At 59.6% G+C, this 22,392-nt stretch carries 25 protein-coding genes; 3 read left to right on the top strand and 22 right to left on the bottom strand.

What is annotated here, in order from left to right; genetic code table 11:
- Positions 1 to 37: 37 nt before the first annotated feature.
- The 21 genes from AFK67_RS00240 to AFK67_RS00140 form a co-directional block, all read right to left on the bottom strand.
- Positions 38 to 1,315: an MFS transporter gene (locus AFK67_RS00240; RefSeq protein ID WP_007732893.1), complete on the bottom strand. Its 1,278-nt coding sequence runs from the start codon at positions 1,313 to 1,315 to the stop codon at positions 38 to 40.
- Between the two features lies 1 nt (position 1,316).
- Complete coding sequence (locus tag AFK67_RS00235; protein ID WP_007732897.1) at positions 1,317 to 2,270, bottom strand: cysteine peptidase family C39 domain-containing protein; 954 nt, start codon at positions 2,268 to 2,270, stop codon at positions 1,317 to 1,319.
- Between the two features lies 1 nt (position 2,271).
- Positions 2,272 to 2,535 carry an acyl carrier protein gene (locus tag AFK67_RS00230; RefSeq protein ID WP_007677858.1) on the bottom strand — a complete coding sequence of 88 codons (264 nt, stop codon included), beginning with the start codon at positions 2,533 to 2,535 and terminating at the stop codon, positions 2,272 to 2,274.
- A gap of 9 nt (positions 2,536 to 2,544) precedes the next feature.
- Positions 2,545 to 3,759: an NAD(P)/FAD-dependent oxidoreductase gene (locus AFK67_RS00225; RefSeq protein WP_007732899.1), complete on the bottom strand. Its 1,215-nt coding sequence runs from the start codon at positions 3,757 to 3,759 to the stop codon at positions 2,545 to 2,547.
- Between the two features lie 10 nt (positions 3,760 to 3,769).
- Positions 3,770 to 5,062 (bottom strand): diaminobutyrate--2-oxoglutarate transaminase, encoded by a 1,293-nt coding sequence (gene ectB / locus AFK67_RS00220; RefSeq protein WP_038884290.1) that lies wholly within the window; start codon positions 5,060 to 5,062, stop codon positions 3,770 to 3,772.
- Between the two features lie 33 nt (positions 5,063 to 5,095).
- Complete coding sequence (locus AFK67_RS00215; protein WP_007732904.1) at positions 5,096 to 6,436, bottom strand: SidA/IucD/PvdA family monooxygenase; 1,341 nt, start codon at positions 6,434 to 6,436, stop codon at positions 5,096 to 5,098.
- A 12-nt stretch (positions 6,437 to 6,448) separates the two neighbouring features.
- Positions 6,449 to 6,826 (bottom strand): nuclear transport factor 2 family protein, encoded by a 378-nt coding sequence (locus AFK67_RS00210; protein ID WP_007732906.1) that lies wholly within the window; start codon positions 6,824 to 6,826, stop codon positions 6,449 to 6,451.
- Positions 6,827 to 6,918: 92 nt separating this feature from the next.
- Positions 6,919 to 7,317, bottom strand: a complete 399-nt coding sequence (locus AFK67_RS00205) for a rhodanese-like domain-containing protein (protein ID WP_007732908.1) — start codon at positions 7,315 to 7,317, stop codon at positions 6,919 to 6,921.
- Positions 7,318 to 7,324: 7 nt separating this feature from the next.
- A complete protein-coding gene (locus AFK67_RS00200) occupies positions 7,325 to 8,200 on the bottom strand; it encodes an alpha/beta hydrolase fold domain-containing protein (RefSeq protein WP_038884293.1) in 876 nt (291 codons plus the stop codon).
- Positions 8,197 to 9,111: a type 1 periplasmic-binding domain-containing protein gene (locus AFK67_RS00195; RefSeq protein WP_007732912.1), complete on the bottom strand. Its 915-nt coding sequence runs from the start codon at positions 9,109 to 9,111 to the stop codon at positions 8,197 to 8,199. Before AFK67_RS00195 ends, AFK67_RS00200 begins: the two co-directional genes overlap by 4 nt.
- Positions 9,108 to 10,157 carry an NAD(P)/FAD-dependent oxidoreductase gene (locus AFK67_RS00190; protein WP_038884295.1) on the bottom strand — a complete coding sequence of 350 codons (1,050 nt, stop codon included), beginning with the start codon at positions 10,155 to 10,157 and terminating at the stop codon, positions 9,108 to 9,110. The genes AFK67_RS00195 and AFK67_RS00190 overlap by 4 nt, the downstream gene beginning before the upstream one ends.
- Positions 10,157 to 10,804, bottom strand: a complete 648-nt coding sequence (locus AFK67_RS00185) for a cupin domain-containing protein (protein WP_038884298.1) — start codon at positions 10,802 to 10,804, stop codon at positions 10,157 to 10,159. Before AFK67_RS00185 ends, AFK67_RS00190 begins: the two co-directional genes overlap by 1 nt.
- Positions 10,782 to 12,419, bottom strand: a complete 1,638-nt coding sequence (locus AFK67_RS00180) for an amino acid adenylation domain-containing protein (RefSeq protein ID WP_007732922.1) — start codon at positions 12,417 to 12,419, stop codon at positions 10,782 to 10,784. The genes AFK67_RS00185 and AFK67_RS00180 overlap by 23 nt, the downstream gene beginning before the upstream one ends.
- A gap of 4 nt (positions 12,420 to 12,423) precedes the next feature.
- On the bottom strand, positions 12,424 to 13,677 hold the full coding sequence (locus AFK67_RS00175; RefSeq protein WP_007732923.1) for an alpha/beta hydrolase: 1,254 nt from the start codon (positions 13,675 to 13,677) through the stop codon (positions 12,424 to 12,426).
- Positions 13,665 to 14,135, bottom strand: a complete 471-nt coding sequence (locus AFK67_RS00170) for a GNAT family N-acetyltransferase (RefSeq protein WP_007732925.1) — start codon at positions 14,133 to 14,135, stop codon at positions 13,665 to 13,667. Before AFK67_RS00170 ends, AFK67_RS00175 begins: the two co-directional genes overlap by 13 nt.
- Complete coding sequence (locus AFK67_RS00165; RefSeq protein ID WP_007732927.1) at positions 14,126 to 14,590, bottom strand: hypothetical protein; 465 nt, start codon at positions 14,588 to 14,590, stop codon at positions 14,126 to 14,128. Before AFK67_RS00165 ends, AFK67_RS00170 begins: the two co-directional genes overlap by 10 nt.
- Positions 14,587 to 16,023: a methionine--tRNA ligase gene (locus tag AFK67_RS00160; protein ID WP_007677817.1), complete on the bottom strand. Its 1,437-nt coding sequence runs from the start codon at positions 16,021 to 16,023 to the stop codon at positions 14,587 to 14,589. The genes AFK67_RS00165 and AFK67_RS00160 overlap by 4 nt, the downstream gene beginning before the upstream one ends.
- A 93-nt stretch (positions 16,024 to 16,116) precedes the next feature.
- Positions 16,117 to 16,443 (bottom strand): AzlD domain-containing protein, encoded by a 327-nt coding sequence (locus AFK67_RS00155; protein ID WP_007677815.1) that lies wholly within the window; start codon positions 16,441 to 16,443, stop codon positions 16,117 to 16,119.
- Entirely contained in the window at positions 16,419 to 17,141 is a 723-nt protein-coding gene (locus AFK67_RS00150; protein ID WP_007732930.1) for an AzlC family ABC transporter permease, read from the bottom strand. The genes AFK67_RS00155 and AFK67_RS00150 overlap by 25 nt, the downstream gene beginning before the upstream one ends.
- Complete coding sequence (locus AFK67_RS00145; RefSeq protein ID WP_007732933.1) at positions 17,123 to 17,605, bottom strand: GNAT family N-acetyltransferase; 483 nt, start codon at positions 17,603 to 17,605, stop codon at positions 17,123 to 17,125. Before AFK67_RS00145 ends, AFK67_RS00150 begins: the two co-directional genes overlap by 19 nt.
- Entirely contained in the window at positions 17,589 to 18,335 is a 747-nt protein-coding gene (locus AFK67_RS00140) for a 2OG-Fe dioxygenase family protein (protein ID WP_007677810.1), read from the bottom strand. The genes AFK67_RS00145 and AFK67_RS00140 overlap by 17 nt, the downstream gene beginning before the upstream one ends.
- 242 nt (positions 18,336 to 18,577) lie before the next feature.
- Here AFK67_RS00140 and AFK67_RS00135 point away from each other — a divergent pair, with 242 nt between their 5' ends.
- The 3 genes from AFK67_RS00135 to AFK67_RS00125 all read left to right on the top strand — a co-directional run bounded on the left by AFK67_RS00135 (position 18,578) and on the right by AFK67_RS00125 (position 21,012).
- Positions 18,578 to 19,438 carry a LysR family transcriptional regulator gene (locus AFK67_RS00135; RefSeq protein WP_007732936.1) on the top strand — a complete coding sequence of 287 codons (861 nt, stop codon included), beginning with the start codon at positions 18,578 to 18,580 and terminating at the stop codon, positions 19,436 to 19,438.
- Between the two features lie 227 nt (positions 19,439 to 19,665).
- Positions 19,666 to 20,415 (top strand): 4'-phosphopantetheinyl transferase family protein, encoded by a 750-nt coding sequence (locus AFK67_RS00130; RefSeq protein WP_007732939.1) that lies wholly within the window; start codon positions 19,666 to 19,668, stop codon positions 20,413 to 20,415.
- Positions 20,416 to 20,445: 30 nt separating this feature from the next.
- The gene (locus tag AFK67_RS00125; RefSeq protein WP_007732942.1) at positions 20,446 to 21,012 is read left to right on the top strand and encodes an NADPH-dependent FMN reductase; all 567 of its coding nucleotides are present in this window, start codon (positions 20,446 to 20,448) and stop codon (positions 21,010 to 21,012) included.
- A 35-nt stretch (positions 21,013 to 21,047) separates the two neighbouring features.
- Here the strand turns inward: AFK67_RS00125 and AFK67_RS00120 are convergent, their stop codons facing one another.
- On the bottom strand, positions 21,048 to 22,385 hold the full coding sequence (locus AFK67_RS00120) for an NCS2 family permease (RefSeq protein ID WP_007732944.1): 1,338 nt from the start codon (positions 22,383 to 22,385) through the stop codon (positions 21,048 to 21,050).
- Between the last annotated feature and the right edge of the window lie 7 nt (positions 22,386 to 22,392).

Here is a 22,392-nt window from a genome sequence, read left to right as displayed (position 1 = left end):
ACTCATCTAACCCGTTGTTAATTGAGCTTTAACGCCCTTATACCACCACGTCCACGCTGCGTTCTTCAATAAACGTATTGCGCTTTTGCGCCCAGCTATAGAACGCCAGGCCAATAAACAGGCACACCGCGCCGGTTATCACAATACCGCTGCTGACAGGCACTAGCTCAAACAGCATTCCCAGCAGCAAAGACCCTGCCGCGCCGCCGCACGAGCCGATAGTAAACCAGTAGCTGATCACCTTCCCGACATGTTCCGCCGGGATCTGCTTCTGAATCACCGTCAGCAGCGGGATATCAATGGTCGCGGCCGCGACGCCAATCAGAATCACCGCCGAGAACAGCCAGAGGTAAGTGAACGGCAGCCACAGGCTCAGCGCCAGCAGCAGCAGGCCGCTTCCGAGCAGCACTTCGCAGGAATAGGTAAACAGCAGCGGACGCTGGAAGAACCGCTTCCCGACCCACAAATTCGCCAGCAGCTCCGCAAGCCCGTTGGCAAACATCAGCGCGCCGTAGAGCCACGGCGGGCTTTCCAGCGTGCGCAGGATAAGGATCGGGATGCAAATTTGCAGGCTGCCGCGCCAGAAGAACGTAAACGCGCCATACAGCCAGACGCGGGTGCGCATCACCGGGTCAACATGCAACACCTGATAACCGTTGCGCAGCTCCTGGAAAAACACGCCGGGCGTCAGGCGGTTCGTGGGGGCGGTGCGCGGTGCGCTCTTCGGCATCGTCCACAACAGCAGGCCGGAGACGCCGAAGACCACGCCGGTCACCACAAACAGCATCTGAGAAGGAATGCGGTCCTGGAGTACCGCCAGCAGGCCGGAGCCGAGGAAAAACGCGGGCCAGGTAACGGTCTGGATCAGTCCGTTCGCCAGCTGCAGGCGTTCCGTCCCGGCAAGCGTCGGGATCAGCGCTTTGGCCGCCGGTACGGAAATCGCAAACAGCGTGGAGATAAACACGCCGATAGCCGACAGCCCGTAAATATTCAGCAAGCCCGCATAATAGAGCGCGGGGATCGCCAGTACGCTCAGGGTGCGCAACACTTCAAGGCAAATTACGTAGCGGCGGCGGTCGAGCCGGTCGCTAATGACGCCGCCCAGCGGGCCGAGCAGGCCGCGCGTCAGCGTAATAGCAAACACGATGGCCCCAAGCGTCGCCGAAGACGAGCCAATCTTCAGCGCGTAATAGATAAGCGAAACGGAAAACAGCCCGTCGCCCAGGTTCGTCAGGATCTGGCTGTAAAAGAACGGAAAGAAGCGTTTTTCGCGCAGCAGCGCCCCGTAGCCTTTTTTCTGTACCGTTGTGGTCATCTCAATGTCCTCGCAGCAGAGTGCGTAATGCCTGTAACAAAGCGCTTTCCTGCTCCTGAAACTGTCGGGCGCGCGTCGCCAGGTCGGCAATATCCAGCCGCTGGGTAATGCGCGCTTTCACCACCAGGCTTTTCAGAATAAAGGCCTGCTGGCCGAGCTGGCGCGCCAGTTCAGTCATGGCGTCCTGGTCGGGATGCTGAAGCGATAAATAGTGAGCGAACAGCGTTCGCGATCCTGATAGTAAACTGAATCCGTCATGTAATAACTGCAATTTAATTTCACGTGCTTCAAAATTATCTTTCAGGTAGTCCTCAATGCCGGATAAAAATTGCTGGCTGTCCTGATAATGGGTGAGGTAATCGCGCAGCGCCTGATGGAAATAGCGTGTTGCATCGTCGCTGTTGTAATGATCAAGCGTAAACCAGCGCGCCAGCCGGTCGCCGTTATTATCAAAAAAGCCCGCTACCTCCTGTAATCCATACTGATACTGGCACAGCACGCTGGCCGGGTTATCATCCGCGACCTGATAACGGTCACGCGCCTCATCCACGCCGTTCAGCACTACCAGATGATGCAAATGTTTCTGCCGGTATTCCGGACAGTGCGGGAAATAAAAGACCGAACCGGAAATAAGCACAAATCCATACTGGCGAATAAGCGCATCGACATCCGGCTTAATTTGCGCAAAATCGTCGCCCCGTAATTCGTGGGGATAAATGCCCAGCGCGTTTAAGTCCGGCTCGTTAAAGCAGCCATTCACAAAATTATATTTCGGCTTTTTTTGCTGAATGATCTGGCGAAAAATCTCATCGCTGCTTACCAGCGCGCGGTAAAAAAGCAGATCGGTTTGTGCGCGGCGTTCTTTAAGAAACACCACGGCGTGACGCTCGGCGCAATTCATAAAGCGGCGATCGTAGAGCTGCGCATCGTGCGGATAGAGAATATCCGTCATCATGTCACTCTCCTGTGAGCTGATATTTACTGTGCAACAGCGAGGCGAGACGCCCGGCATGCGTAAAGTGGGTCATATCCAGGTCAGCCGGGTCGAAAACGAAATCCAGCTCGCTCTCAAGTTCCGCCACGAGGATCACCACGCCTATCGAATCCACACCCAGCGACGCGAAGGGGGTCTGCGCGCCGAGCGGCCCTTTATCGGGCAGCTGTAGCGCCAGCTTTTCCAGAATGACCGCCTCCAGCGCGGCGACAGATTGCTCAGACATCTTCTCTCCTTATGCGCCTGCCCGCGCCGTGGCGGTACGCTGGCGCGCTTTACTCACCAGATACGCATTCTGAAACGCCGGCGGCGACAGCAGACGACCGGTCAGATCGCGGTACTGCCGTTGCAGCATCGGATCCGCAAGAATCGCCTGATACAGCTGCTGCTGGCGGGCTTCGTCTTTGGTTATCAGCGAATCGGCGATAATGCCGCGCGCGTGGGCCGGGAAATAGCCGTTGAAGCGCTGCGCGTAAGCCTTCAGCGCCGCAGGCAGGCTCGCCTGCTCGCCCAGCGCTGCCGCAAGCATCGACGCCGCCTGGAGCGCAAAGCTGCATCCCACGCCGCTCATCGGGTCGAGCGAAAGCGCCGCGTCGCCGATAAAGGCGATATCCGCGTGCACCGGCTGACGCACCAGGCTTGGATAATCCTGATAACCGTAAACCGGCGTCTCAAAGCGCGCGTTTCGCACGTCCGGCATCTGCGGCACGGTCGTGAAGTAGCGCAGCAACGCCTGTTCTGCGCCCTCCTCCTGCCAGCGTTTCGCCGTCTCTTTATCCACATAAGCCGACAGCAGCGTGCGTCCGCCCGTTAACGGATAAAGAAATGCCATGCCGCCCGCGCTGTGGGCAAAGAGCGAGCGCCCCTGCTCCGGCGCGGTGATGCCCGCGCAATATGCGAAGAACGTCGCCCGCTGGTTTTCATGCGCCACAGCCTCGTTACCCGTCAGTCGGGCGATGGCGGAGGTGCGACCGTCGGCGGCCACCAGCACCCGGCCCTGCACCAACCGCGTCTGCGCGTCTTTCTCAATGGTCAGCGTCCAGCCGTCCGGCGTGCGTTCAAGCGCCGTGACATGCTCGCCAAACCCGCTCTCCACGCCCGCGTTTTCCGCCTGCTGGCGCAGCGCCGGGTCCAGCACCGACCGCTCAAGATTCAGCGCGTACCCTTCGCTCGCTGGGCCGTAGCCGCCTTCCGGGTCGATATACCCGGCGGCGGTAATAAACGCCGCTTTGGTGCGCACGCTGTAAGGCGGGCTGGCAAGCGCCGCCATGTTGAGCTGCTCCAGCACCGGTATCGCGGCGGGCTGGATAAAATGGGTGCAAAGCTTTTTATAGCGCTGCGCGTCCGGCATTTTTTCGATAAGCCGCACCGTCATGCCCCGCTGGCGCAGCAGGATGGCGCAGGCGCTTCCGCCCACGCCGCTGCCGACAATTAACACGTCATACGTCATGATCGGCTCCTTATACGGCGATCGGCTGGTCAAGCAGCGCGTCGGCCAGCACGCCTTCGATCGCACGCTGCAGGATGTCGAGCCCGTCGCGCAGCTGCGCCTCGCTGATGGTCAGCGCGGGCATCAGTTTCACCACCTGATCGCGATCGCCTGCCCGTTCGATAATCATCTTCTGCTCAAAACAGGCGCGCGATATGGCGCGGGCGTGTTCCGGCTGGTGGAACTCAATACCGTAAAACAGGCCGCGGCCACGGGTCGCTTTGATAAAGGGCGCAAAGCGCAGATGGATTTCCGCCAGCCACTGTTTCACCACGCTTTCAAGCTGAAACACATGCTGGCTCAGCGCGTCGTCGGCCCAGAACGCGGTCAGCGCGGCGCGGGCGGTGACGAATGCCGTGGTGTTGCCGCGAAAGGTGCCGTTGTCTTCGCCAGGGCTCCACTGATCCAGCTCCGGTTTATAGAGCAGCAGCGAAAACGGCAGGCCGTAGCCGCTTAACGATTTAGACAGGCAGACGATATCCGGCTCGATACCCGCGAACTCAAAACTGAAAAACTCGCCGGTACGCCCGCAACCCGCCTGAATATCATCCACGATCAGCAAAATATTGTGGCGACGGGTCAGCTCGCGCAGCCGTTGCAGCCACCCGGCAGAGGCGACATTCACGCCCCCTTCGCCCTGTACGGTCTCCAGGATAACCGCCGCGGGCACGTCGAGCCCGGAACTGTTATCCGTCAGCAGTTTTTCCAGATACGCGACAGAATCCAGGCCATCGAGATAGCCCTCATACGGCAGACGAAAGACATGCGCATCGGCCCACGGCTGGCGGTTATCGCGATTGCCGGTCAGCCCCAGCGCCGTTGACGACATGCCGTGAAAGCCATTGGTAAACGCCACGATGGTGGCGCGCTCGCGCGTTTTGCGGGCAAGCTTGATAGCCGACTCCACCACGCTGGTGCCGGTCGGGGAGGTAAACTGCATCCGGTAATCCAGCGCGCGCGGCGCCAGGATCAGCCGGTGAAAGTCGAGGATAAACGCCATCTTGGCTTCGGAATGCAGATCCAGCGCGGCCTGGATGCCGTCATTAGCGACATATTCCAGCAGCGCCTGCTTCAGGGCGTCGGGGTTATGGCCGTAGTTCACCGCCCCGGCGCAGCTTAAAAAGTCGAGCCAGGCGTTATTTTGCGCGTCATACAGATAGCTTCCGCTCGCACGCTGAAACACCACCGGAAAGTTGCGGCAATAGCTGCGCGCCGAGGACTCATGGCGGGCGAAAACCTCGAAAACCGTGTCATGCGTAGTCATATTTTTTACCGTTTCCAGAGAGAAAAGAGAGAGTCAGACCGGCACTTCCTGCTCCTGCAGCAGCGGCGAGAGCGACATCCAGATATCCTTCGCACGCAGCGACAACAGGCTGAAAGACCCCGCATCGCCATAACCGTGAGAGGACTCACACAGGCCGTTCAGGAACAGCGGCGGCAGCGCGCAACCGGGCCGGGAACTCAGGCTGTAGTCGCGGTTGATTTTCAAAAAGCCGCTCTCCTGGGTTTCAATCATCGGGTAAAGCTCGCTTAACAGCGGCGGGCACAGCTCTTCGCTCTCGCCGTTGCCGAGATTGCGAAAACCGGTCGCCAGCACGACGCCGTCCAGGTCGCTTATGGTTTGCTGGCGGTGAGTGTGGCTGTCGGTCAGGTGCAGCGTGCAGCCCGAGGCCGTTTCGCGATAGCCGGTTATCTGCTGGTTCGCGAGGATCTGCACCCGTTGCTGGCCGGCGAGTTTGTCTTCGTACAGGCCCACATAAAGCTGGTGAATGACGTCTTTATCCGCCGAGGAGTAGTTGGTGTAATGCAGATGGCGGTTGATGTTTTGCTTCGCCGCCGCAGAGCTGGAAAAGTAGTAATCCACGAACTCCGGGAAATAAACATGTTCGCTAAACGGGCTGGTGTCCTTCAGGCGAAACCCATAGCCGCGCTGAATATTGATAACCTCCACCTGCGGCCAGCTCTGGCGCAGATGCAGCAGAATTTCCACCGCGCTCTGGCTGCCGCCGACGACCGCAATCCGGCGCAGCGGACGACGCGCATTGAGTTTCTCCAGGCTTTCCAGATAGGACGTCAGATGGAAAACCCGCTCGCGGCTGGCGCGGGTAAATACCTCCGGGATAAGCGGCGTGCGCCCCGGCGCCACCACCAGCGCGCGGGCGCGCCACACGGCGCCATCGGCGGTTTCAATCTGATAACGCTGCGGCGTCGCGCTTTTATCAAGGCTGATTCTGGTGACGTTCTGCCCGTATTTCACCTGATGTGAAAACGCCTGCGCCACCCAGGTGACATATTCCGCAAACTCCCGGCGCAGCGGGAATTCCAGCCCGAGGTTGAGATGCTCAAACAGACGGTTCTTCTCAAACAAAAAGTTGAGAAAGGTATAGCGGCTGCGCGGGTTGCGCGGCGTCACCAGATCGCGCGCCGGATGGTTCTGGATATCGCTGCCCGACAGCAGCATTTGCGGCTGCCAGCAGGGGCCGTCGCGACGCTCCAGAAACAGGCATTTTCCTTTAAAGCCAAACTCTTCTAAGGCAATCGCCAGCGCTATATTCGCCGGGCCAAAACCGATGCCGATAATATCGTATTCCGTTTCATTACCAGGAATATCCCCGGCGTAATGCATTTGCGTGGTCATCTGCGCGCTCCATTAAATTGACCAGGAAATAACTTCTTCGCTGTGGCCGATATAATCCCAGTGGGAAATAAGATTTTCTTCAAACACCAGAATTTCAAAAATACGACTCTGAAAAGCGACCTGCGTATTTTTATTCACATAGCTCGCGCGCACTTCAACGCAGACGCGATCGCCTTCTTCCATAACGATTTTTTTATCAAGCTGATAATCGCCAAGTATCCGGTAGCGCGGCGTCAGGAATTCATTTAACGCCGCTTTGCCGCGCAGCGTATCCAGCTGGTTATAATTCACCGTCACATCCTTCGTAAAACACGACATAATGATTTCCATATCCAGCGTGCGGAATTTTTCACATACCGCAGCAACCCGCTGAGCATTATTTGCGGACATAGCAACCCCGTCAGAATTAGTCATTAATTCCTGAGAAAAGCGTTATTTTTTAATGAGGCGGAAAAGCGAGGCTTATCCGCCTTGAGAGATTATCAGCAGCCGCAGCTTACCGGTGTGCCGTCGCGGCCCTGATGGCCTTCAGTGGCGTAACCGTCGCGTTTCCACCAGTCCAGCCCGCCGATAAGCTCTTTCACCTGGAAACCCAGCGTCAGCAGCTTCATCGCGGTCTTGGTCGAGCCGTTACAGCCGATCCCGTCGCAGTAGCAGATGTAGACTTTGGATTTATCCAACTCAGTGGTGTTGTTAAAGCACAGCGCTTTATGCGGCAGGTTAATCGCGCCCGGAATATGCTCGCGCTGGTACGCCTCTTCGCTACGGCCATCCACGACCACGATATTTTCCCCGGCTTTGAGCGCGAGATAGAGATCCCATGAATCGGCTTCAAAGGAGAGTTTTTTCTGGTAATACGCCAGCTGTTCAAGGTTTGACATGGCTTTCTTACTCCGTTCGGTTGGTTAGCGCGTCTGCGATAACATCCACAGCACGCTGTGCGCTTGGTAGTTTCCCCGCATACAGACAGAAATCATGCGGCATCGCGGGATGGTGATAATGCGTCAGCGAACATCCCTGCTCGCGGGCCTTCGCGACAAACGCCAGGCCTTCATCCTTCAGAACATCATATCCGGCGGTATGCACCGTACAGGGCGGCAGCGCGCGCCAGGCGAAGCCCGTATCCAGCGGATCGAACCGCTTCGCGTCGCACCACGGCAGCCAGTGGCGGGCGAATCCGCGCATCGTCTGCGCGTCCAGCAGATAGCCCTGGCCGAACGCGTCAAACGACGCGAAATCGTGGTGGCGGGCCAGCACCGGATAAATCAAATGCAGGCTAGAAAATGCGCCGGCGAACGGGCCGCTGGCGAACCAGAGCGCCAGCAGGCCGCCGACGCTGTCACCCACCAGCGCCGGAGGGCGCGCAGGGGTTATCCACTCTGCCAGTTGCCTTTCCAGCGCGTCAACGCAATCCTGCATCGGCGTTTCCGGGGCTTTCGGGTAATCGAACGCATAAATCTCGCGCCCGGTTTGCTGGCACAGCGCGCTTAAAAAAGGCGCGAAAATTGCCGTTGAGTAATAGACCAGCCCGCCGCCGTGCAGATAGAAAATCGGCTGCGGATCGCGCACCACATCCGGATAAAAGCGCCGTACTCCCGCCTCTTCCCGCATGTCGCAGGCAAGCGGCGCGGACAGGCCCGAAATCCAGCGCGCCACGCGCGCGCGGTCATCATCGGCGTCATTCGCCACGCGGGCCGACATCATCATGTTGCGCACGGCCAGCAGGTTGGCGAAATCTTTCGCCAGCGGTTGCGTCTGCGTCATACCGCCTCCGTGGCAGGCTGCCAGGCGACAAGCCCGTGGCGCGTCACGCGCCAGAGCCGGAAACTGGACGGACGGCTTTCCCGCTGCTCGTCGAAGCGCAGCGGCCCCAGCACTGTCCGGGCAGGCAGTTCCGGGTAGCGCGCCGCGGTCTGCAGCGCCGCCAGCGTTTCCCACAGATACGTCCCCGGCTCGCCGCCCCAGCGTCGCCGCCATGCCTGACGAACGTGACGCGCGGTTTCGCCTGCCGGGTGCGGACAAATGCCTGCAATCAGAATGTCGTGCCGGTCCGGGTCGACGCCGTGCGCCAGCAGATCCGGCACCAGCGCCGTCGAGCCCGCGTCATCGGTGAGGATAAGCCTGCCCGGCAGGTCGGAGTGCGCCCAGCGAATGGCGTAGCGAACCGAGGCCGCGTAGCGCCCGGAAAAAATGCGGGTCGCGCCGTAAGGCGTCAGATCAAGCCAGTCCGCCAGCTGCTCTGCGACGCTGATGCCGTGCAGCGAACCGTCATGCTCCGGCGGCGCGACCGCCCACTGCGCCTGCGTCATCAGCTCGCCAAGCCAGGCCACGTAATCCGCGTCGTTGTCGCATAACCGCCAGGTGGTGGCGTTACGCGTCAGATGACTGGCGGTCGCGGCCGGTAAAAACAGCGGCACACCGCGCGCAGCGTATAGCGGCGCGGCAGCGTCAGCCGCCGAAGACGCGAAATGGCCGACAACCGCATCCGGCGCCCATGCCAGCACCTCACGCGCCGCGCGTAACGCGCCCTCCCGGCTGGCGCTGTCGTCAAACAGCCGGAGCTGTACGTGCGGCCCCAGCAGGCAGTGACGCGCCAGCACCACCGCGCGTAAAAACGTGTGCGTATGGATGGAGAATTTCGGGTCGAGACAGGCCACGCAGGCGATACGTTTCATGGATAGAGTCGCTCCTTTAACCGTTCGCTAAAGCGGCGGGCGGCGGCGGGAATGTATTTCGCGCCGCGCCCGGAAAAGCCGCAAAACAGCGCAATGGCCTCGCCTTTTTCAAGGCGCATCTCCGGCAGCAGATCCTGGGTATAGCCGTCATAACCATCACGCCCGTCGACCACGCTCAACGCGCTGCCGGGCAGCAGACGCTGCGTCAGCTTCTGGTGGTAGCGCTGGTTCGCTTTACTCCATTGCAGTTGCTCCGGCCTCGCGGCGTCATGCTGCGGCGCGCCGCCGACAAACGCGACGTCGCGGCCATCCGGACGAATATACCCGCCGCTGCGCTCATCCAGCAGACAGACGCCGGGCGCGTCGCCCGTGGCGCTGTACAGACTGCTGAGCGGAATGGTGCGGCTGAACACCGCGCTGTTGGCGGCGAGCGTCACGCTGCTGGCGCCTGCCGCCACCACGGCCAGGCGCGCGCTAAAGGTCTGGCTCCCTGCCGTTACGCTCGCGCCGTCCCGGGTCTGGCTGACTGCGCTGACGCTGGTGCCTTCCAGCACCTGCGCGCCCTGCTGGCGCGCCTCGGCGATAAATGCCTGACAGGCGAAGCGCGGATTCACATACCCGCCCAGCGGCTCCCATAAAATGACGTCGCCCGCCTCTGGCGTCAGCGCAGGCAGCATGTGTCGCGCGCGCGCCGGTTCGATAAGCGCCATCGGGTAGTCGTCGCCGGAAAAATCCTCAATGGCGCTGCGGGCGTTGTCGCGGTGTTCCTCTTTCAGCAGATAGAGCACGCCGCAGCGGGTAAAGACGCCAGGCCAGCGCTGCGCCGTGCGCGCCCACTCCGCCACGCCGTCACGGTTCATCTCCATCAGCACCGGATGCTGATCGTAGACGCGCACAATGCCCCGCGAATGCGCCGTGGCCCCGCCTGCGCCCGGCGTGGTGGCATCAAGCACCAGCACGCGCAGGCCGAGACGGCTGGCGTTCGCCGCAAGCGCACTGCCCGCAAGCCCCGCGCCGATGATGATGAGATCCCGCGTCGGACTCATCAACGCGCCCCCGCGCCGGTTTCGCGATCCAGGTAAGCCCGCGCGCCTGCCTGGTTCCACCAGATGGTGAAGAAATGGAACGGCGCGTCGCCCTCGTTACGCACAAAATGGCTGCTGCCGCGCGGGATGAAAATCTGATCGCCTTTGGTCATCGGATACTCCTGATCATCGATAATCACCGTGGCGCGCCCCTCGATGCCGATAAACAGCTCATCTTCATCGGCGGGCTGATTCACATGACGCAGCGTTTCGGTCATTGGCCGCACGATGCAGTACCCGGAGCCTATCGGCGTGTTGACGCCCTCCCACGGAAACGTGCGTATACCGTCAAGGCCATATTCGTAATGCAGCGTTTGCTCGTGAAAAAACTTCGCCTGCGCGCCCGGCGCGGGCGTCGCCGCCGCCGCGAACTTTCCGGCGAGCGCGGTTAAATCGCCGACCGTCGCCAGCGTGCCGATATCATCGACAAACTGTTCCAGCGACACCTGGTACGTTTCGGCGAGCGCCAGCAGAATGTTGATGGTAGTGAGCGAGTCGACGCCCAGCGTGTAAAGCTCGGTATGCGCCTGCAGCGGAACGGCTGGCAGCGCGGCGACGCTTGCGCGGATCGCCTGCTCGACATGTTCAAAGGGGGATTGCGGATTCATAGCCCACTCCGTTTAACGGGATAAAAGTATCGCCCTCCGGGCGCTGAAAATAGCGGCAGGGGGTCGCGTTCGCCGCGTTGAAAAGCTGATCGAGCAGAGTACGTTCATCGGTTTTACCCGTTGAACTGAGGTTGACGTCATCCGCCCAGCCCCAGATAGCGGGCAGCATGTAAGGCGGCAGCTCGCTTCGCAGGTACTCTTCAATATGCGGTAGCCGCGCCACGTTTTTGCCGGTCAGCACCACCGCGATATGCGCTTTGCCGCGCACTTCCATCACGCGCACGGCGGCGCGCTCGACGCCAGCGCTTGAGAGGCATTTCTGGCGGATTTCGCCAAGGTGGATGCGCCGCCCGGCGATTTTCACCTCGTCATCTCGCCGCCCGATATAGCGCACGTTGCCATCCGCCTGCATCAGACAGATGTCGCCGGTGCGGTAGTAGCGCACGCCGTCGCGCACGAAAATTACCTTATCGGTTTCCTGCGGCTGCCCGAGATAGCCCTTCATCACCAGCGGACCGCCGATGCACAGTTCGCCAGGCGTTTCTGGCGGCGCAGGTTCGCCGTCGTCGCCCAGCACCAGGCCGTCGACATCCCGCAGCGGTTTACCGATAGGCCAGCTGGTGAGGCGCTGCGGATCCGCCTGCTCAATGGTGTAACAGAGGCAGACGATCGTGGTTTCCGTCGGGCCGTAAGCATTGATAAGGCGAATTCCCGGCAGATTTTGCTTCCAGAGATTAATGATTTTCGGATCGCAGACTTCCGCGCCGGTCATGACCATTTGCAGCGACGCGAAATGCGCGGATGAAATCTGTTTTCCGCCTTCGGTGATAAGCGTCAGCAGCGTCGAGACGGCAATCAGATGGGTTATCTGCTCGCGGGCGATCGCCGCGCGCATGACCGGCCCGGCGTGCAGGCTGGCGAACTGGTAAACATACGCGCCAAGCGAGAGCGGCAGCAGCGTATCTTCAATGGAGACGTCGAAATGAAACGGCGACAAGCTGAAGACGCGCGAGTCCGGCGTAAAACGCAGTACCTCGTTATGCGCGCGGAAATAGGTCTTCATGCTGCCGACGCTGATTTCAACGCCTTTCGGTTCGCCGGTGGAGCCGGAGGTGAAGATGATATAGGCCGTGTCGTCGTCCTGCGGAACAACGCAGGCAAGCGCTGCCACCGTCCCGGTTTCGCACACGTTCATCAGCGCCTCGCCGCTAAGCCAGGTGCCGGTGTCGGCCAGCGGCGCGCGGCTCAGCGAAAGCACGACGCGCCCGGAAAGCCTCGCCAGCAGCTTGCGCAGGCGGTTTTCCGGCAGCTGACCGTCGAGCGGCACATAAACCGCGCCGAGCTTCCAGCAGGCCGCGGCGATAACCGGCATCAGCGCGTGTTTCTCCGACAGCACCGGCACTCGCCCACCAGCGCTGACACCCTGCGCCGCCAGCCAGTGGGCGAGGCGCGTCGCCATCGCCTCCAGCTGGGCAAAGGTGTAGTGGCGTTTGCCGTCGTTAATCGCGAGCTTATCGGGGTGCAGGGCAACGCCGTAAGCGAACAGCTCGCCGGGCGCGTAGTCGCGCGTCTGCGCGGCATCCGCCTGATAAGCCCAGTAAGGGGAAACTGGCATCGTCTTAATGCTCTCCATGATAGTGAATAACGCGGCGCGGTAGCGGCGAGCGCTGGCCCTGCCGGGCGTGGTTCAGTAGCGCCATCAGCCAGGGGAACTGCAAATCCTGCGGAACATGACCGGCGCCGGTTATCTGATACGTGTCGAATGTCGTCAGCCGCTCACGCAGCCAGCGCCGCGCCTGCGCGTTGGATACCACCGGATCATCCGCGCCCTGGATCAGGTAAACCGGCATCGGCAGATGGTGATAATCACCGCCGCTGGCGAAGGCTTCGTCTTTGGCGGTGCGCCTGGCGTAATTAAGAAGCGCCCCGGCATCCTGCATCGGCACGCTGAGCGCGCCTGCCATCGCCCGGCGCGGCAAACCGCGCAGCGCCGCCAGATAATCCGCGCCGTGCAGGCGCGAGGTGTCCGGGGCGGCCAGTAATTTGCTGGCCATGACCGCGACCGAGGGCGCCATTTTCGGGTTGCCGAGTACCAGGCTGAACAGCTGTTGAAGTTTGTTCTCATACGCGCTGCCCTCTTCCGGCGCGCTGGCGTCGCGAAGCGTCGGGCAGAGCAGAACCAGCCCTTCGACGCGCTCGCGCAGGCGGCGCGCCAGCTCCAGCGCGATGCGCCCGCCGTTGCACCAGCCGAGCAGCCAGGGCCGCGCGGGAAGCGTCAGAGCGGCGAGCTGTTCCGTGAGGATATCGGCATATTCATGCACGTCCGCCTCGCTGCGCATCCCGCCTTCCAGCAGCGTGCCGCACGGCAGCTCTGGCAGGATCAGCCGCCAGCTTTGCGGCTGTGCGACCAGCCGCTGCCAGGCCTGTAGCGGAATCCCCAGCGCGCCAATCACCACCAGCGGCGTTCCCTGCTGCTTGCTGACATATATCGCGCCGCGAGGCGTCTCATGGCGCTCGAACGCGGTTTCCAGTACATGCGGCAGGGAGATACCGGCGACGTCCGGCGCGGGTTTCAGCGTCGTGATCCCGGCTTGCGCCAGCAGCGCGTCGGCAAGGCCGTCCAATAGCAGCGTAAACAGCGGCGTATCGGCAATCTCCTCGCCGTACGGCCCCTGAAGCGACAGACGCAGGCGCTCAATACTTTCCCTGCGCGTCGGCGCAGGCAGTTTGCGCATGACCGGGCTGCGCGCCAGCAGCGCCGCATCGATATCCTCCGGCGACAGCGACAGACGCAGTCGGCTTAACGCCTGCTCGTCACGGGCGGTCAGCTCTTCCAGCAGGTTGTCGATAAGCGACGCGCTTAGCGTTCCCATAATCCGACGCCCTGATTAAGATGAAACCGGCGTTTCGGCAGCGACTGCGCGCCGATAGCCTGATAAAACCCGATGCCCGACAGATTGTCCGGCGGCGTTTGCCACTGGATCTGGCGGCAGCCGTTTTCACCGGCGAATGCCGCAAGCGTCGCTAACAGCTTGCGGCCCCACCCCTGGCCGCGCATCGGCTCCTGCAAATAGAGGCAATCCATATAGGCAAACGGCGCTGCCGACCAGGTGGAGTAATCGAGCGTGGCGGAGAGATAACCGCGCAACTGCTGCCCGTCGGCCACCACCCAGACATACAGCCGCGCCGGTTCGCCGAACACGGCCTGCTGCAGCCGCTCCGCCTGGTTGTCCGGCACATAGTCGAGCTTTTCGTAGGCGGCATGGTCGGCGCACAGCGCCACCAGCTGCGTTAAATCTTCCGGCTGCAACCGGCGAATCATCAGACCCATCCTTCATATCCTTGCGTGAGGTAGCGCTGGACGCCGGCTGCGCTGTACGCCGTCTGTGCCATCGCCTCCTGGATCCAGAGGTTGCGCTCGTGCCAGACGATCGCGAGCTCCCAGACGCAGGCGATGATGCGGCTGGCGTCCAGCGGCTCAAGGCGGCCTTGAGGCGAGATCATAAACACGCGGTGGCGCAGCATATTGGCGTCGCACCAGCTGCTGACCAGCAGGTAAGCGCCATCGTTGGCGAAGTGAAAAATCGCAAAACCAATCTGATGATCGGTCGGCCAGCGGTCTTCGCGCAGCGCCTCGCGTAACAGCGCGCGCTGACGATCGCGTTCGGGCAGTGGCACACCTGCCTGTTCCTGGCTCGCGATGCGATAGATTTTCAGCCGCCGGTCGTCGATCTCCAGCACGCCGTGAAACACAGCGCTGCGCGGTTGATAGAGAAACGGGTTCATGCCGCGATACTCCGCTTAACCGAATGCTGCATGTTTTGCGCAAGCCCCGGACAGAGCGGCGAGGCCATCTCCGCCAGCATTTCCCACGCCTGCGCGGACGCGGCGAACGCCGGTGTCGTCTGGATAAACGCCGTCAGTTCCAGCAGCGCTTCCGCCATCGCGGAAATGGAAAACGCGTTCAGCGTCGACGCCTCAAGCCACTTCAGGCGTGCCGGATGGTCACGCAACTGCGCCTCCTGCGCTGGCGTCAGCGACGCGCTGAACGGCGCGGCATCGGCGATATGCGCCGCCAGCGGCAGAAACTGCGTCTGATACCAGTGCTGGAAATCAGCGCGGCTGAAGTTTTTCACTTCGGTTTCCGGCGCGTAGCGCGCGCAATAGAGGCGGATCGCATCGGCGGGATAGAGGCCCGTCAGATCTTTTATCCAGATGGCGTGCCCGCGGCTGGTGGAGAAATCTTCGCCGTCCAGCTTCAGGAAGCGGTTAGTCAGAAACGCGCCGGGACGCGGCCCGGTGTCATCGGCCAGCAGCTGGCTGCTGTAAGCGACCGCATGGCTGTATGAGCAGTCGAACCCCAGGAAGTGCACCAGCTCCGTCTGCGGCGACCACCACTCGGCAAAGCTGCCGCGCGCCGGGTTTTCTTCAAGATAAGACATCACGCTCGCGCGATAGCCCGCCATGCCTAAAAACCAGGTGTGGAGCGGGTAATAGTCGAGCGCGGCGACCGGCAGACCCGCGTCGCCAGGGCGCGTGATATGCCACTGCGCGCGGGTGTCGGCCAGTACCTCGTCAAGGAACTGAGTCAGGCACGCACGCTGCGGACGCGGGCGCAGCGCCGCGGCGACCGCCGGATAGTTCTGCCCGATATCCCAGACGTGCAGTTTCACGCGCACGGGCGTCATCGGCCCCTGGCAGGACATACACGTCATGCTCTCAATCTGTTCGACATCCGGCACGCGGGCGCAATGTTCGCACTGGCTGGTGTCGGACGAGGTGCCGCACCAGTTGCAGTGGGTGCGGCCAAAGCCTTCATAGCCATAGCGATCGCAGGCTGCGCAGTGAAACGTTTTCGCCGGGCGCAGCGAGACCTGATGCGACACGCAGGCAGCGTAGTGCTCGCCGGAAAGCCGGTAAGCGCTGCTGTCGGCGGCCTGCATAAAGTGATCGAGGTGAATATCCGCAAGCTCGAGCGAAAGGCTCATGGCGCGGCGCATCAGGCGGCCATAATCAAACGGCTGGCGCATTAGCACGCTGGTTTTGCGGGGTAAATAACTCTGGTAATCATCGCTGTAGCAGACAAATAAGACGTCGTGCCCGCGGTCGCGCAGCGTTCTGCGCATCACATCCGCCGCCAGAAACGGCCCGGAAAGATGCCCCAGATGCAGATCGCCATTCGGCGTAGGCGGGGTGATTGTCACAATGTATTTCGCCATCGGGAATTATCCTGAATCCGTGGTAAAGCAAGCCTGAGCCCGTCGCCCGTTAATACCTGGCGACAACGTAATCACTGCTAAAAAAACGCTGAATTATCCAAAGAGAAAATGGCTGGCGAGTACCTGACAGATAACGCCCACCACCACACTGACAATTAAGTTTTTGGTAAACCACGCGGTTAATACGACCGGGACCGCCGCCAGAACGCTGGCGTTATACAGACTGAACCCGCCGCTTTGTGGAAAGAACAGCGCCGGGATCGTAATGCTGGAAATAACCGCCGCCGGAATGTACTCAATTACCGCATTAATAAAGCGCGGCGTGCGCTCCGGGCTCAGGTGCAGCGGAATCAACCGGATAGCGAACGTCACCGCCATCATTGAGAAGATGACAATCAGGAGGAAGATTTCTTGAGACATACGCCCACTCCGCAGCCGACCGCCGTCGCCACAAAGACGTTAAGCGGTGAAATATGGATAAAATTCATGCCGATGGTGGTCGCGATGGAGACCAGCGCAACGATGCGCTTACCGGTGGTGTTGCACAGCGCCACCAGCACAAACAGCATCATGGCCGTCAGCGCGTAATCGAGCTTGAAGCTGATAAATTTCGCCAGATATTCCGAGGCCACGGCACCCGCGAATCCGCCCGCTATCCACGACAGATGGCAAAAGGCGTTAAAGCTCAGCAGATAGCTCGCCGTGGTGGCGATGCGGCTTTCCAGGCGCTGGCTGTGCATCGCGAAGGATTCATCCGTCAGCCCGAACGCGTAGAGCGATTTTTTCACGCCTGACATGCCGACCGGGCCGAGTTTCTTCGACATATACATCGACATTAAAATATGGCGGGAATTAATAAGCAGCGTCGAGAGCACGATGGGCAGCAGCGAGGCGCCCGCGGTGAGCAGCGCCAGCGCGGCGAACTGCGCCGTGCCCGCGTACACAAACAGGCACATCGCCGCCGGGAACCAGACCGGCAGCCCGGCATTCAGGCACATCACGCCGAAAACAAACGCGACGACGAAATACCCCGCCATAATGGGCGAGGCGTTAATCAGGCTCTCTTTAAAATCGCTACGCTCGGCGTAATTCAGGTTTTTTAAAGATCCAGTTCGCACGTCGTTTCTCCTGTGGTCGGTTGAAACCCCTGGGAGCGCCAGAAATTGAACGCGACCTGGTTTTTATCTTCAATAAACAGAAAGACACGTTTAATACCGCTAAGATAAAAATCATTCAGAATGGTTTTCGTCAGCACGGTGCCAATCTTGTTTTTGCGGAAAATCGGCGAAATAGCGATGTGATTTAACGTCGCGCGGGTGCCGAGCATACCGCCGATAATGGCGCCCACCAGAGCGCCGCTTTCATCTTTGGCTAAATAACAGCGTGCGTTTTCCGCCGCGACGATTTTGCGAATATGCTCTTCATCCTGCCATTCGCAAAACGCCACTTCTTTAAAGAATTTTAAAAAGCTGACGATATCGCAGGCATCATTTAATGTGGCTTTGGAAATAACCAGCCCTTCCGGCGCGGCGGTTTTATCTGCGTCAGAGGAAATAAGCTGGAGATTATTTGATGATATCATATTCCGTCCCCGGTCTTGAAAACGACACCGCGATAATCTGGCGAAAGCCCATTGCATTCTCGGTTGGGTTAAACGCCGTCGTGACGTAATGCAGCATTTCGCGATCGAGGAAGAACGTGGTATCCAGAATATTGCGGTACGTCCCGGAATCCACCAGCGTGCCGTCTTTCTTAAAGACCTGGCTCATGGCGCCTTCGACGTTATACCGGCCCCAGAAATGCACGCCGCTGAACGGATAACCGTCGCAGTGGATGCCTTCTGGCGTTATCTCAAGCTCACAGCCCGGCTTAATTTCAATACGGATTTGGTGGATCTGGCACTGCCAGATTTCATTATGCAGTTCCGGCGGCAGCACTTCTTTATAAACGTTGAAATCCAGCTCCACCAGCGAACGTAATACCGGAGAATGTAATACCTCAGTGGTAATATCATCAAAGTGACGTTCAATACCGCCGACATATTTATTGTGCTCGACCGACTGCTCATAGGCGCGATGCCCAAGCGGCGTTAATGTTTTGGTGACCGGGTTATAGTCAAAGTCGCTGTAGCGGCGATAACGTGTACCGCGATCGGCCTGCCCGTAGAATTTATCCACGCCCATAGTTTCCCAGCTTTGGGTGAATTTAACGAAATCGCTAAATCCGCCGGAAAGTGAAAAATCAGAACCCAGAACATTTACCGCTTTATTTTTTCTCAGGTCGTCGCCAATGTTTTTATTGAGCTGTAACATATATTCTATATTCATCCGAGGGGTTAGGTTGGTTTCGATTTAACCTACCAGCTAATTAAGTTATTTATATTCAATTCTTTTTCAGGCGCCTTAATAACCATTTTAATCAGGGGTGTTTGAGGACTATCCGACCAAAAAAAGCGGATAAGCTGGTGTTTTCAACCAGCGTAACGGCGGGCCATCAATTGATAATTCTTATAGCCGTTGATATAAAGGAAAGACCGGCATGTCAGGAGGTGGTCATGGATATTAAAGTATTGAGAAATCTGCTAAAAACCGCGCAGCTCGGATCGTTAACCTGCGCCGCAGAAGAGGCCAGCCTGACCATTCAGGCGCTAGCGGCGCAGCTCAACAAAGCGGAAGAATATTTCGGATTTAAAATATTCAACCGCACCAATAAAGGCGCCGTATTGACGCCAGAAGGGAAACATCTGCTGCCCTATATTATGAATGTCGTCAAAACCTCCGAACATTTGCGCCTGAAAGCCGAACAGCTGAAAAAGAGTACGTCCACGCCGATTCGCATCGCCTTAAACAGCACCTTTTCTGTCGATACCAACAAGAAAATCATCAACTTTATGATCGACAAACTGAGCGATTACAGCGTGATTTTCAGTACGTCGGAGTCGCCGGAAAACCTGGTGAAAATCGCCAAAGACGAGACGGATATCGCGGTGGTATTGGGCGCAAATGTGCCGCCGGGTTTTTACAGCATTAAATTGACCGGCCTGCATATTAAAGTGATTGCCGCCTGCTCGGCAGAAAGCGCGGCGGCGGCCTCCACGCTGGTTCAGCCGCTGGCGGAGTGCCCGTATTCAGCGAGCTTCGATAAATTCACCGCCCGGCATAAACCGCTGCTTCAGGAGGCGAGCGTGATTTTCTCCGGGAGCGAGCTGATTACCGTCTCGCTGATGAAAAGCTTCAGCAGCATCGGGATAATCTCTCAGGACCTGGCGCAGGCGAACGGCCTCACCATTCTGCCAGGCTTTGAAGATATTCTGGATGTGCACCTGATCATGAAAGAACCGATCCTGACCGAGCACGATCTGGAGTCGTTCTATAACAATGTCGTGCATCTGCCGGAGATCCCCCTCACCGCGTAAGCGGGGCTGCCGGCTGGCCTCGTCAGCCTTTCCGGCGGCCCGGCATGACCGCTTTTTGCCAGGGCGTGGCCTGCCTTGTGCAAGAGTTTTGTAAATGTCCGCGCCACCCTCTTTTCAGCATCCGAATTAGGCATTAAAACCTAAACATTATCGGACTGATTAGTTGCAGATTACGCATTCGTAATTTCCATAGCTAACAGTCACTGACCATTATCACGGAGCGAAAAATGGCAACGCATTTTGCAAGAGGGACGCTTGGCCCCGAACTCAGCCTCTCCCCCCGGCTCTCCGCCGACGCGCTGAAAACCGCGCAGCACCTGCCCGAACACCGCCGCAGCCGCTTCCTGGCGTCGCGCTCGCTGCTGGCCGAGCTGGTTTTCATGCTTTATGGCATTCCCGTGCTGCCCGATGTGGTAGTCAATGCGCAGGGACGTCCGCGTTTCGCCGACGCCGGGCTCGCCGATTTCTCCCTTGCCTATACCGGCAATATGCTGGGTGTGGCGATAACGACGGAAGGCTGTTGCGGGCTCGATATGGAACTCCAGCCCGCCACCCGCACCTTTACGCACCCGCTCGCGCCGCAAACCGGACACACGCTCAGTAAAAATGAAACGATCTGGATAGATAATCAACATGACCCGATGGAGGCGCGCACCCAGCTGGTGACGCTGCGCCGCAGCCTGCTGAAGCTGACGGGCCAGCAGAATGACGACGGGCATCAGTTCCAGCTCCTGCCGGGCTCCGGCAGACTGCGCGTGGCCCAGTTCCCGCTGGTGGAAGCGGCCTGCGACGCCGAAGACGTGCTGATCTGGACCGTCGCGGTGTCGCCCGCCATCGAAAAACTCTACCTGTGGGAATATGACAGCGCGCACGGCTGGCACAGCCTGCCGGATATGCGTAAACGCAGCACCAGCCCGGATACGCGTCTGATGCGCTTTACCAGTCTGCCCTCGGAAAAGGCGATGATTATCAACTAATCTGCTTTAACATTTCCCCGGAGGTTTTCTATGTCTGAAACGTTAAACATCGTGACGCTGATTGGCAGCCTGCGTAAAGGCTCCTTCAACGCGATGGTGGCGCGCTCGCTGCCGTCACTGGCCCCTGCCGGCATGGCGGTCGCCGAGCTGCCGTCCATTCGTGATATCCCGATTTACGACGCCGATATCCAGCAGGATGAAGGATTCCCGCAGACGGTGGAAGCGATAGCCGAGCAGATCCGCCAGGCGGACGGCGTGGTGATTGTGACGCCGGAGTATAACTATTCGGTGCCGGGTGGGCTTAAGAATGCCATCGACTGGCTGTCGCGCCTGCCGGACCAGCCGCTCGCCGGTAAACCGGTGCTTATCCAGACCAGCTCAATGGGCGCTATCGGCGGCGCGCGCTGCCAGTATCATCTGCGCCAGATCCTGGTCTTCCTCGATGCGATGGTGATGAACAAGCCGGAGTTTATGGGCGGGGCGATTCAGAACAAAGTCGACACCCAGACGGGCGAAGTGGTGGACCAGAGCACGCGGGATCACCTTACCGGACAGCTGACCGCGTTCGCGGAGTACATCCGGCGGGTGCGCCGCTAACAGAAAAAAGGCCAGCGATTCGCTGGCCTTTTTGATTAGTGCGCGTCGATAAAGACGATTTTCAGCAGGAACAGCAGCGCCACGACCAGCACGCAGGCGTTCAGATCGCGCAGGCGACCGGTGAAAATTTTCATCACGCAGTAGGAGATGAAGCCGAGCGCGATGCCTTCGGTGATGGAGAAGCTGAACGGCATCATAACGGCGGTGATAAACGCCGGCACGGCTTCGGTCAGGTCGTCCCACTTCACGCGCGACAGGCTGGAGGTCATCAGCACGCCGACATAAATCAGCGCGCCTGCAGCGGCGTAAGGCGGCACCATGCCCGCGAGCGGCGACAGGAAAATCACCAGCAGGAACAGCAGACCGACAACGACGGCGGTCAGGCCGGTGCGCCCGCCAATGGAGACGCCGGAGGAGGATTCGATATACGCGGTCACGGAAGAGGTGCCGATAAACGAGCCCGCGACGGACGAAATGCTGTCCACGTACAGCGCCTGCTTCATGCGCGGGAACTTGCCGCTTTCATCCGCGAGCCCGGCTTTATCGGTCACGCCAATCAGCGTGCCGGAGGAGTCGAACAGGTTCACCAGCATAAACGAGAAAATCACGCCCGCGAGGCCGATATCGAGCGAACCTGCGAGGTCAACATGGCCGAGTACCGTCATAACGCTCGGCGGCTCTGACACGACGCCTTTGAAATGGACGTCGCCAAACGCCAGGCCCAGCAGCGTGGTCACCACGATAGAAACCAGCACCGCCGCGTGAATATTGCGCGAGGCGAGAATGGCGATGATAAAGAAGCCCAGCACGCCCAGTAGCGTGGTGTGGGAAGTGAGGTTGCCAATAGTGACCAGCGTCTCCGGGTTCGCGACGATAACGCCCGCGTTTTTAAGCCCCATCATGCCGATAAACAGGCCGATACCGCTGGTGATGCCGATACGCAGGCTTACCGGAATATTCGCGATCATCCAGTAGCGCACGCGGAAAATCGTCAGCAACAGCAGGCCGACCGCGCCCCAGAAAATCGCGCCCATGCCTACCTGCCAGGAGAGGCCCATCGCGCCAACCACCACAAACGCGAAGAAGGCGTTCAGGCCCATCGCAGGCGCCAGCGCCACTGGCAGGTTCGCCAGCAGGCCCATCAGAATGCTGCCGAAAGCGGCGATAAGACAGGTGGTTACAAAGACAGCGCTGGTATCCATCCCAGCCGCGCCGAGGATCTGCGGGTTAACAAAAACGATATACACCATCGTCAGGAAGGTGGTTACCCCGGCAATGACCTCGGTGCGGGCCGTAGTGCCGTGCGCGCGTAATTTGAACACGCGCTCAAGCAATCCCTGCCCTTCGGCCTGGGACGTCGGTTGTTGGCTCATTCTTTAA

This window comes from Cronobacter dublinensis subsp. dublinensis LMG 23823 (assembly GCF_001277235.1).
In the GTDB taxonomy this organism is placed as follows: Bacteria; Pseudomonadota; Gammaproteobacteria; order Enterobacterales; family Enterobacteriaceae; genus Cronobacter; species Cronobacter dublinensis.
The sequence above is the reverse complement of the archived record's forward strand: the minus strand, read 5'-3'. Positions and strand labels throughout refer to the sequence as shown.

What these genes read in the sequence shown, in the direction of transcription:
- AFK67_RS00240 (WP_007732893.1), bottom strand. Translation starts at nt 1,315, where the DNA reads ATGACCACAACGGTACAGAAAAAAGGCTACGGGGCGCTGCTGCGCGAA.
- AFK67_RS00235 (WP_007732897.1), bottom strand. Translation starts at nt 2,270, where the DNA reads ATGATGACGGATATTCTCTATCCGCACGATGCGCAGCTCTACGATCGC.
- AFK67_RS00230 (WP_007677858.1), bottom strand. Translation starts at nt 2,535, where the DNA reads ATGTCTGAGCAATCTGTCGCCGCGCTGGAGGCGGTCATTCTGGAAAAG.
- AFK67_RS00225 (WP_007732899.1), bottom strand. Translation starts at nt 3,759, where the DNA reads ATGACGTATGACGTGTTAATTGTCGGCAGCGGCGTGGGCGGAAGCGCC.
- ectB (WP_038884290.1), bottom strand. Translation starts at nt 5,062, where the DNA reads ATGACTACGCATGACACGGTTTTCGAGGTTTTCGCCCGCCATGAGTCC.
- AFK67_RS00215 (WP_007732904.1), bottom strand. Translation starts at nt 6,436, where the DNA reads ATGACCACGCAAATGCATTACGCCGGGGATATTCCTGGTAATGAAACG.
- AFK67_RS00210 (WP_007732906.1), bottom strand. Translation starts at nt 6,826, where the DNA reads ATGTCCGCAAATAATGCTCAGCGGGTTGCTGCGGTATGTGAAAAATTC.
- AFK67_RS00205 (WP_007732908.1), bottom strand. Translation starts at nt 7,317, where the DNA reads ATGTCAAACCTTGAACAGCTGGCGTATTACCAGAAAAAACTCTCCTTT.
- AFK67_RS00200 (WP_038884293.1), bottom strand. Translation starts at nt 8,200, where the DNA reads ATGACGCAGACGCAACCGCTGGCGAAAGATTTCGCCAACCTGCTGGCC.
- AFK67_RS00195 (WP_007732912.1), bottom strand. Translation starts at nt 9,111, where the DNA reads ATGAAACGTATCGCCTGCGTGGCCTGTCTCGACCCGAAATTCTCCATC.
- AFK67_RS00190 (WP_038884295.1), bottom strand. Translation starts at nt 10,157, where the DNA reads ATGAGTCCGACGCGGGATCTCATCATCATCGGCGCGGGGCTTGCGGGC.
- AFK67_RS00185 (WP_038884298.1), bottom strand. Translation starts at nt 10,804, where the DNA reads ATGAATCCGCAATCCCCCTTTGAACATGTCGAGCAGGCGATCCGCGCA.
- AFK67_RS00180 (WP_007732922.1), bottom strand. Translation starts at nt 12,419, where the DNA reads ATGCCAGTTTCCCCTTACTGGGCTTATCAGGCGGATGCCGCGCAGACG.
- AFK67_RS00175 (WP_007732923.1), bottom strand. Translation starts at nt 13,677, where the DNA reads ATGGGAACGCTAAGCGCGTCGCTTATCGACAACCTGCTGGAAGAGCTG.
- AFK67_RS00170 (WP_007732925.1), bottom strand. Translation starts at nt 14,135, where the DNA reads ATGGGTCTGATGATTCGCCGGTTGCAGCCGGAAGATTTAACGCAGCTG.
- AFK67_RS00165 (WP_007732927.1), bottom strand. Translation starts at nt 14,590, where the DNA reads ATGAACCCGTTTCTCTATCAACCGCGCAGCGCTGTGTTTCACGGCGTG.
- AFK67_RS00160 (WP_007677817.1), bottom strand. Translation starts at nt 16,023, where the DNA reads ATGGCGAAATACATTGTGACAATCACCCCGCCTACGCCGAATGGCGAT.
- AFK67_RS00155 (WP_007677815.1), bottom strand. Translation starts at nt 16,443, where the DNA reads ATGTCTCAAGAAATCTTCCTCCTGATTGTCATCTTCTCAATGATGGCG.
- AFK67_RS00145 (WP_007732933.1), bottom strand. Translation starts at nt 17,605, where the DNA reads ATGATATCATCAAATAATCTCCAGCTTATTTCCTCTGACGCAGATAAA.
- AFK67_RS00140 (WP_007677810.1), bottom strand. Translation starts at nt 18,335, where the DNA reads ATGTTACAGCTCAATAAAAACATTGGCGACGACCTGAGAAAAAATAAA.
- AFK67_RS00135 (WP_007732936.1), top strand. Translation starts at nt 18,578, where the DNA reads ATGGATATTAAAGTATTGAGAAATCTGCTAAAAACCGCGCAGCTCGGA.
- AFK67_RS00130 (WP_007732939.1), top strand. Translation starts at nt 19,666, where the DNA reads ATGGCAACGCATTTTGCAAGAGGGACGCTTGGCCCCGAACTCAGCCTC.
- AFK67_RS00125 (WP_007732942.1), top strand. Translation starts at nt 20,446, where the DNA reads ATGTCTGAAACGTTAAACATCGTGACGCTGATTGGCAGCCTGCGTAAA.
- AFK67_RS00120 (WP_007732944.1), bottom strand. Translation starts at nt 22,385, where the DNA reads ATGAGCCAACAACCGACGTCCCAGGCCGAAGGGCAGGGATTGCTTGAG.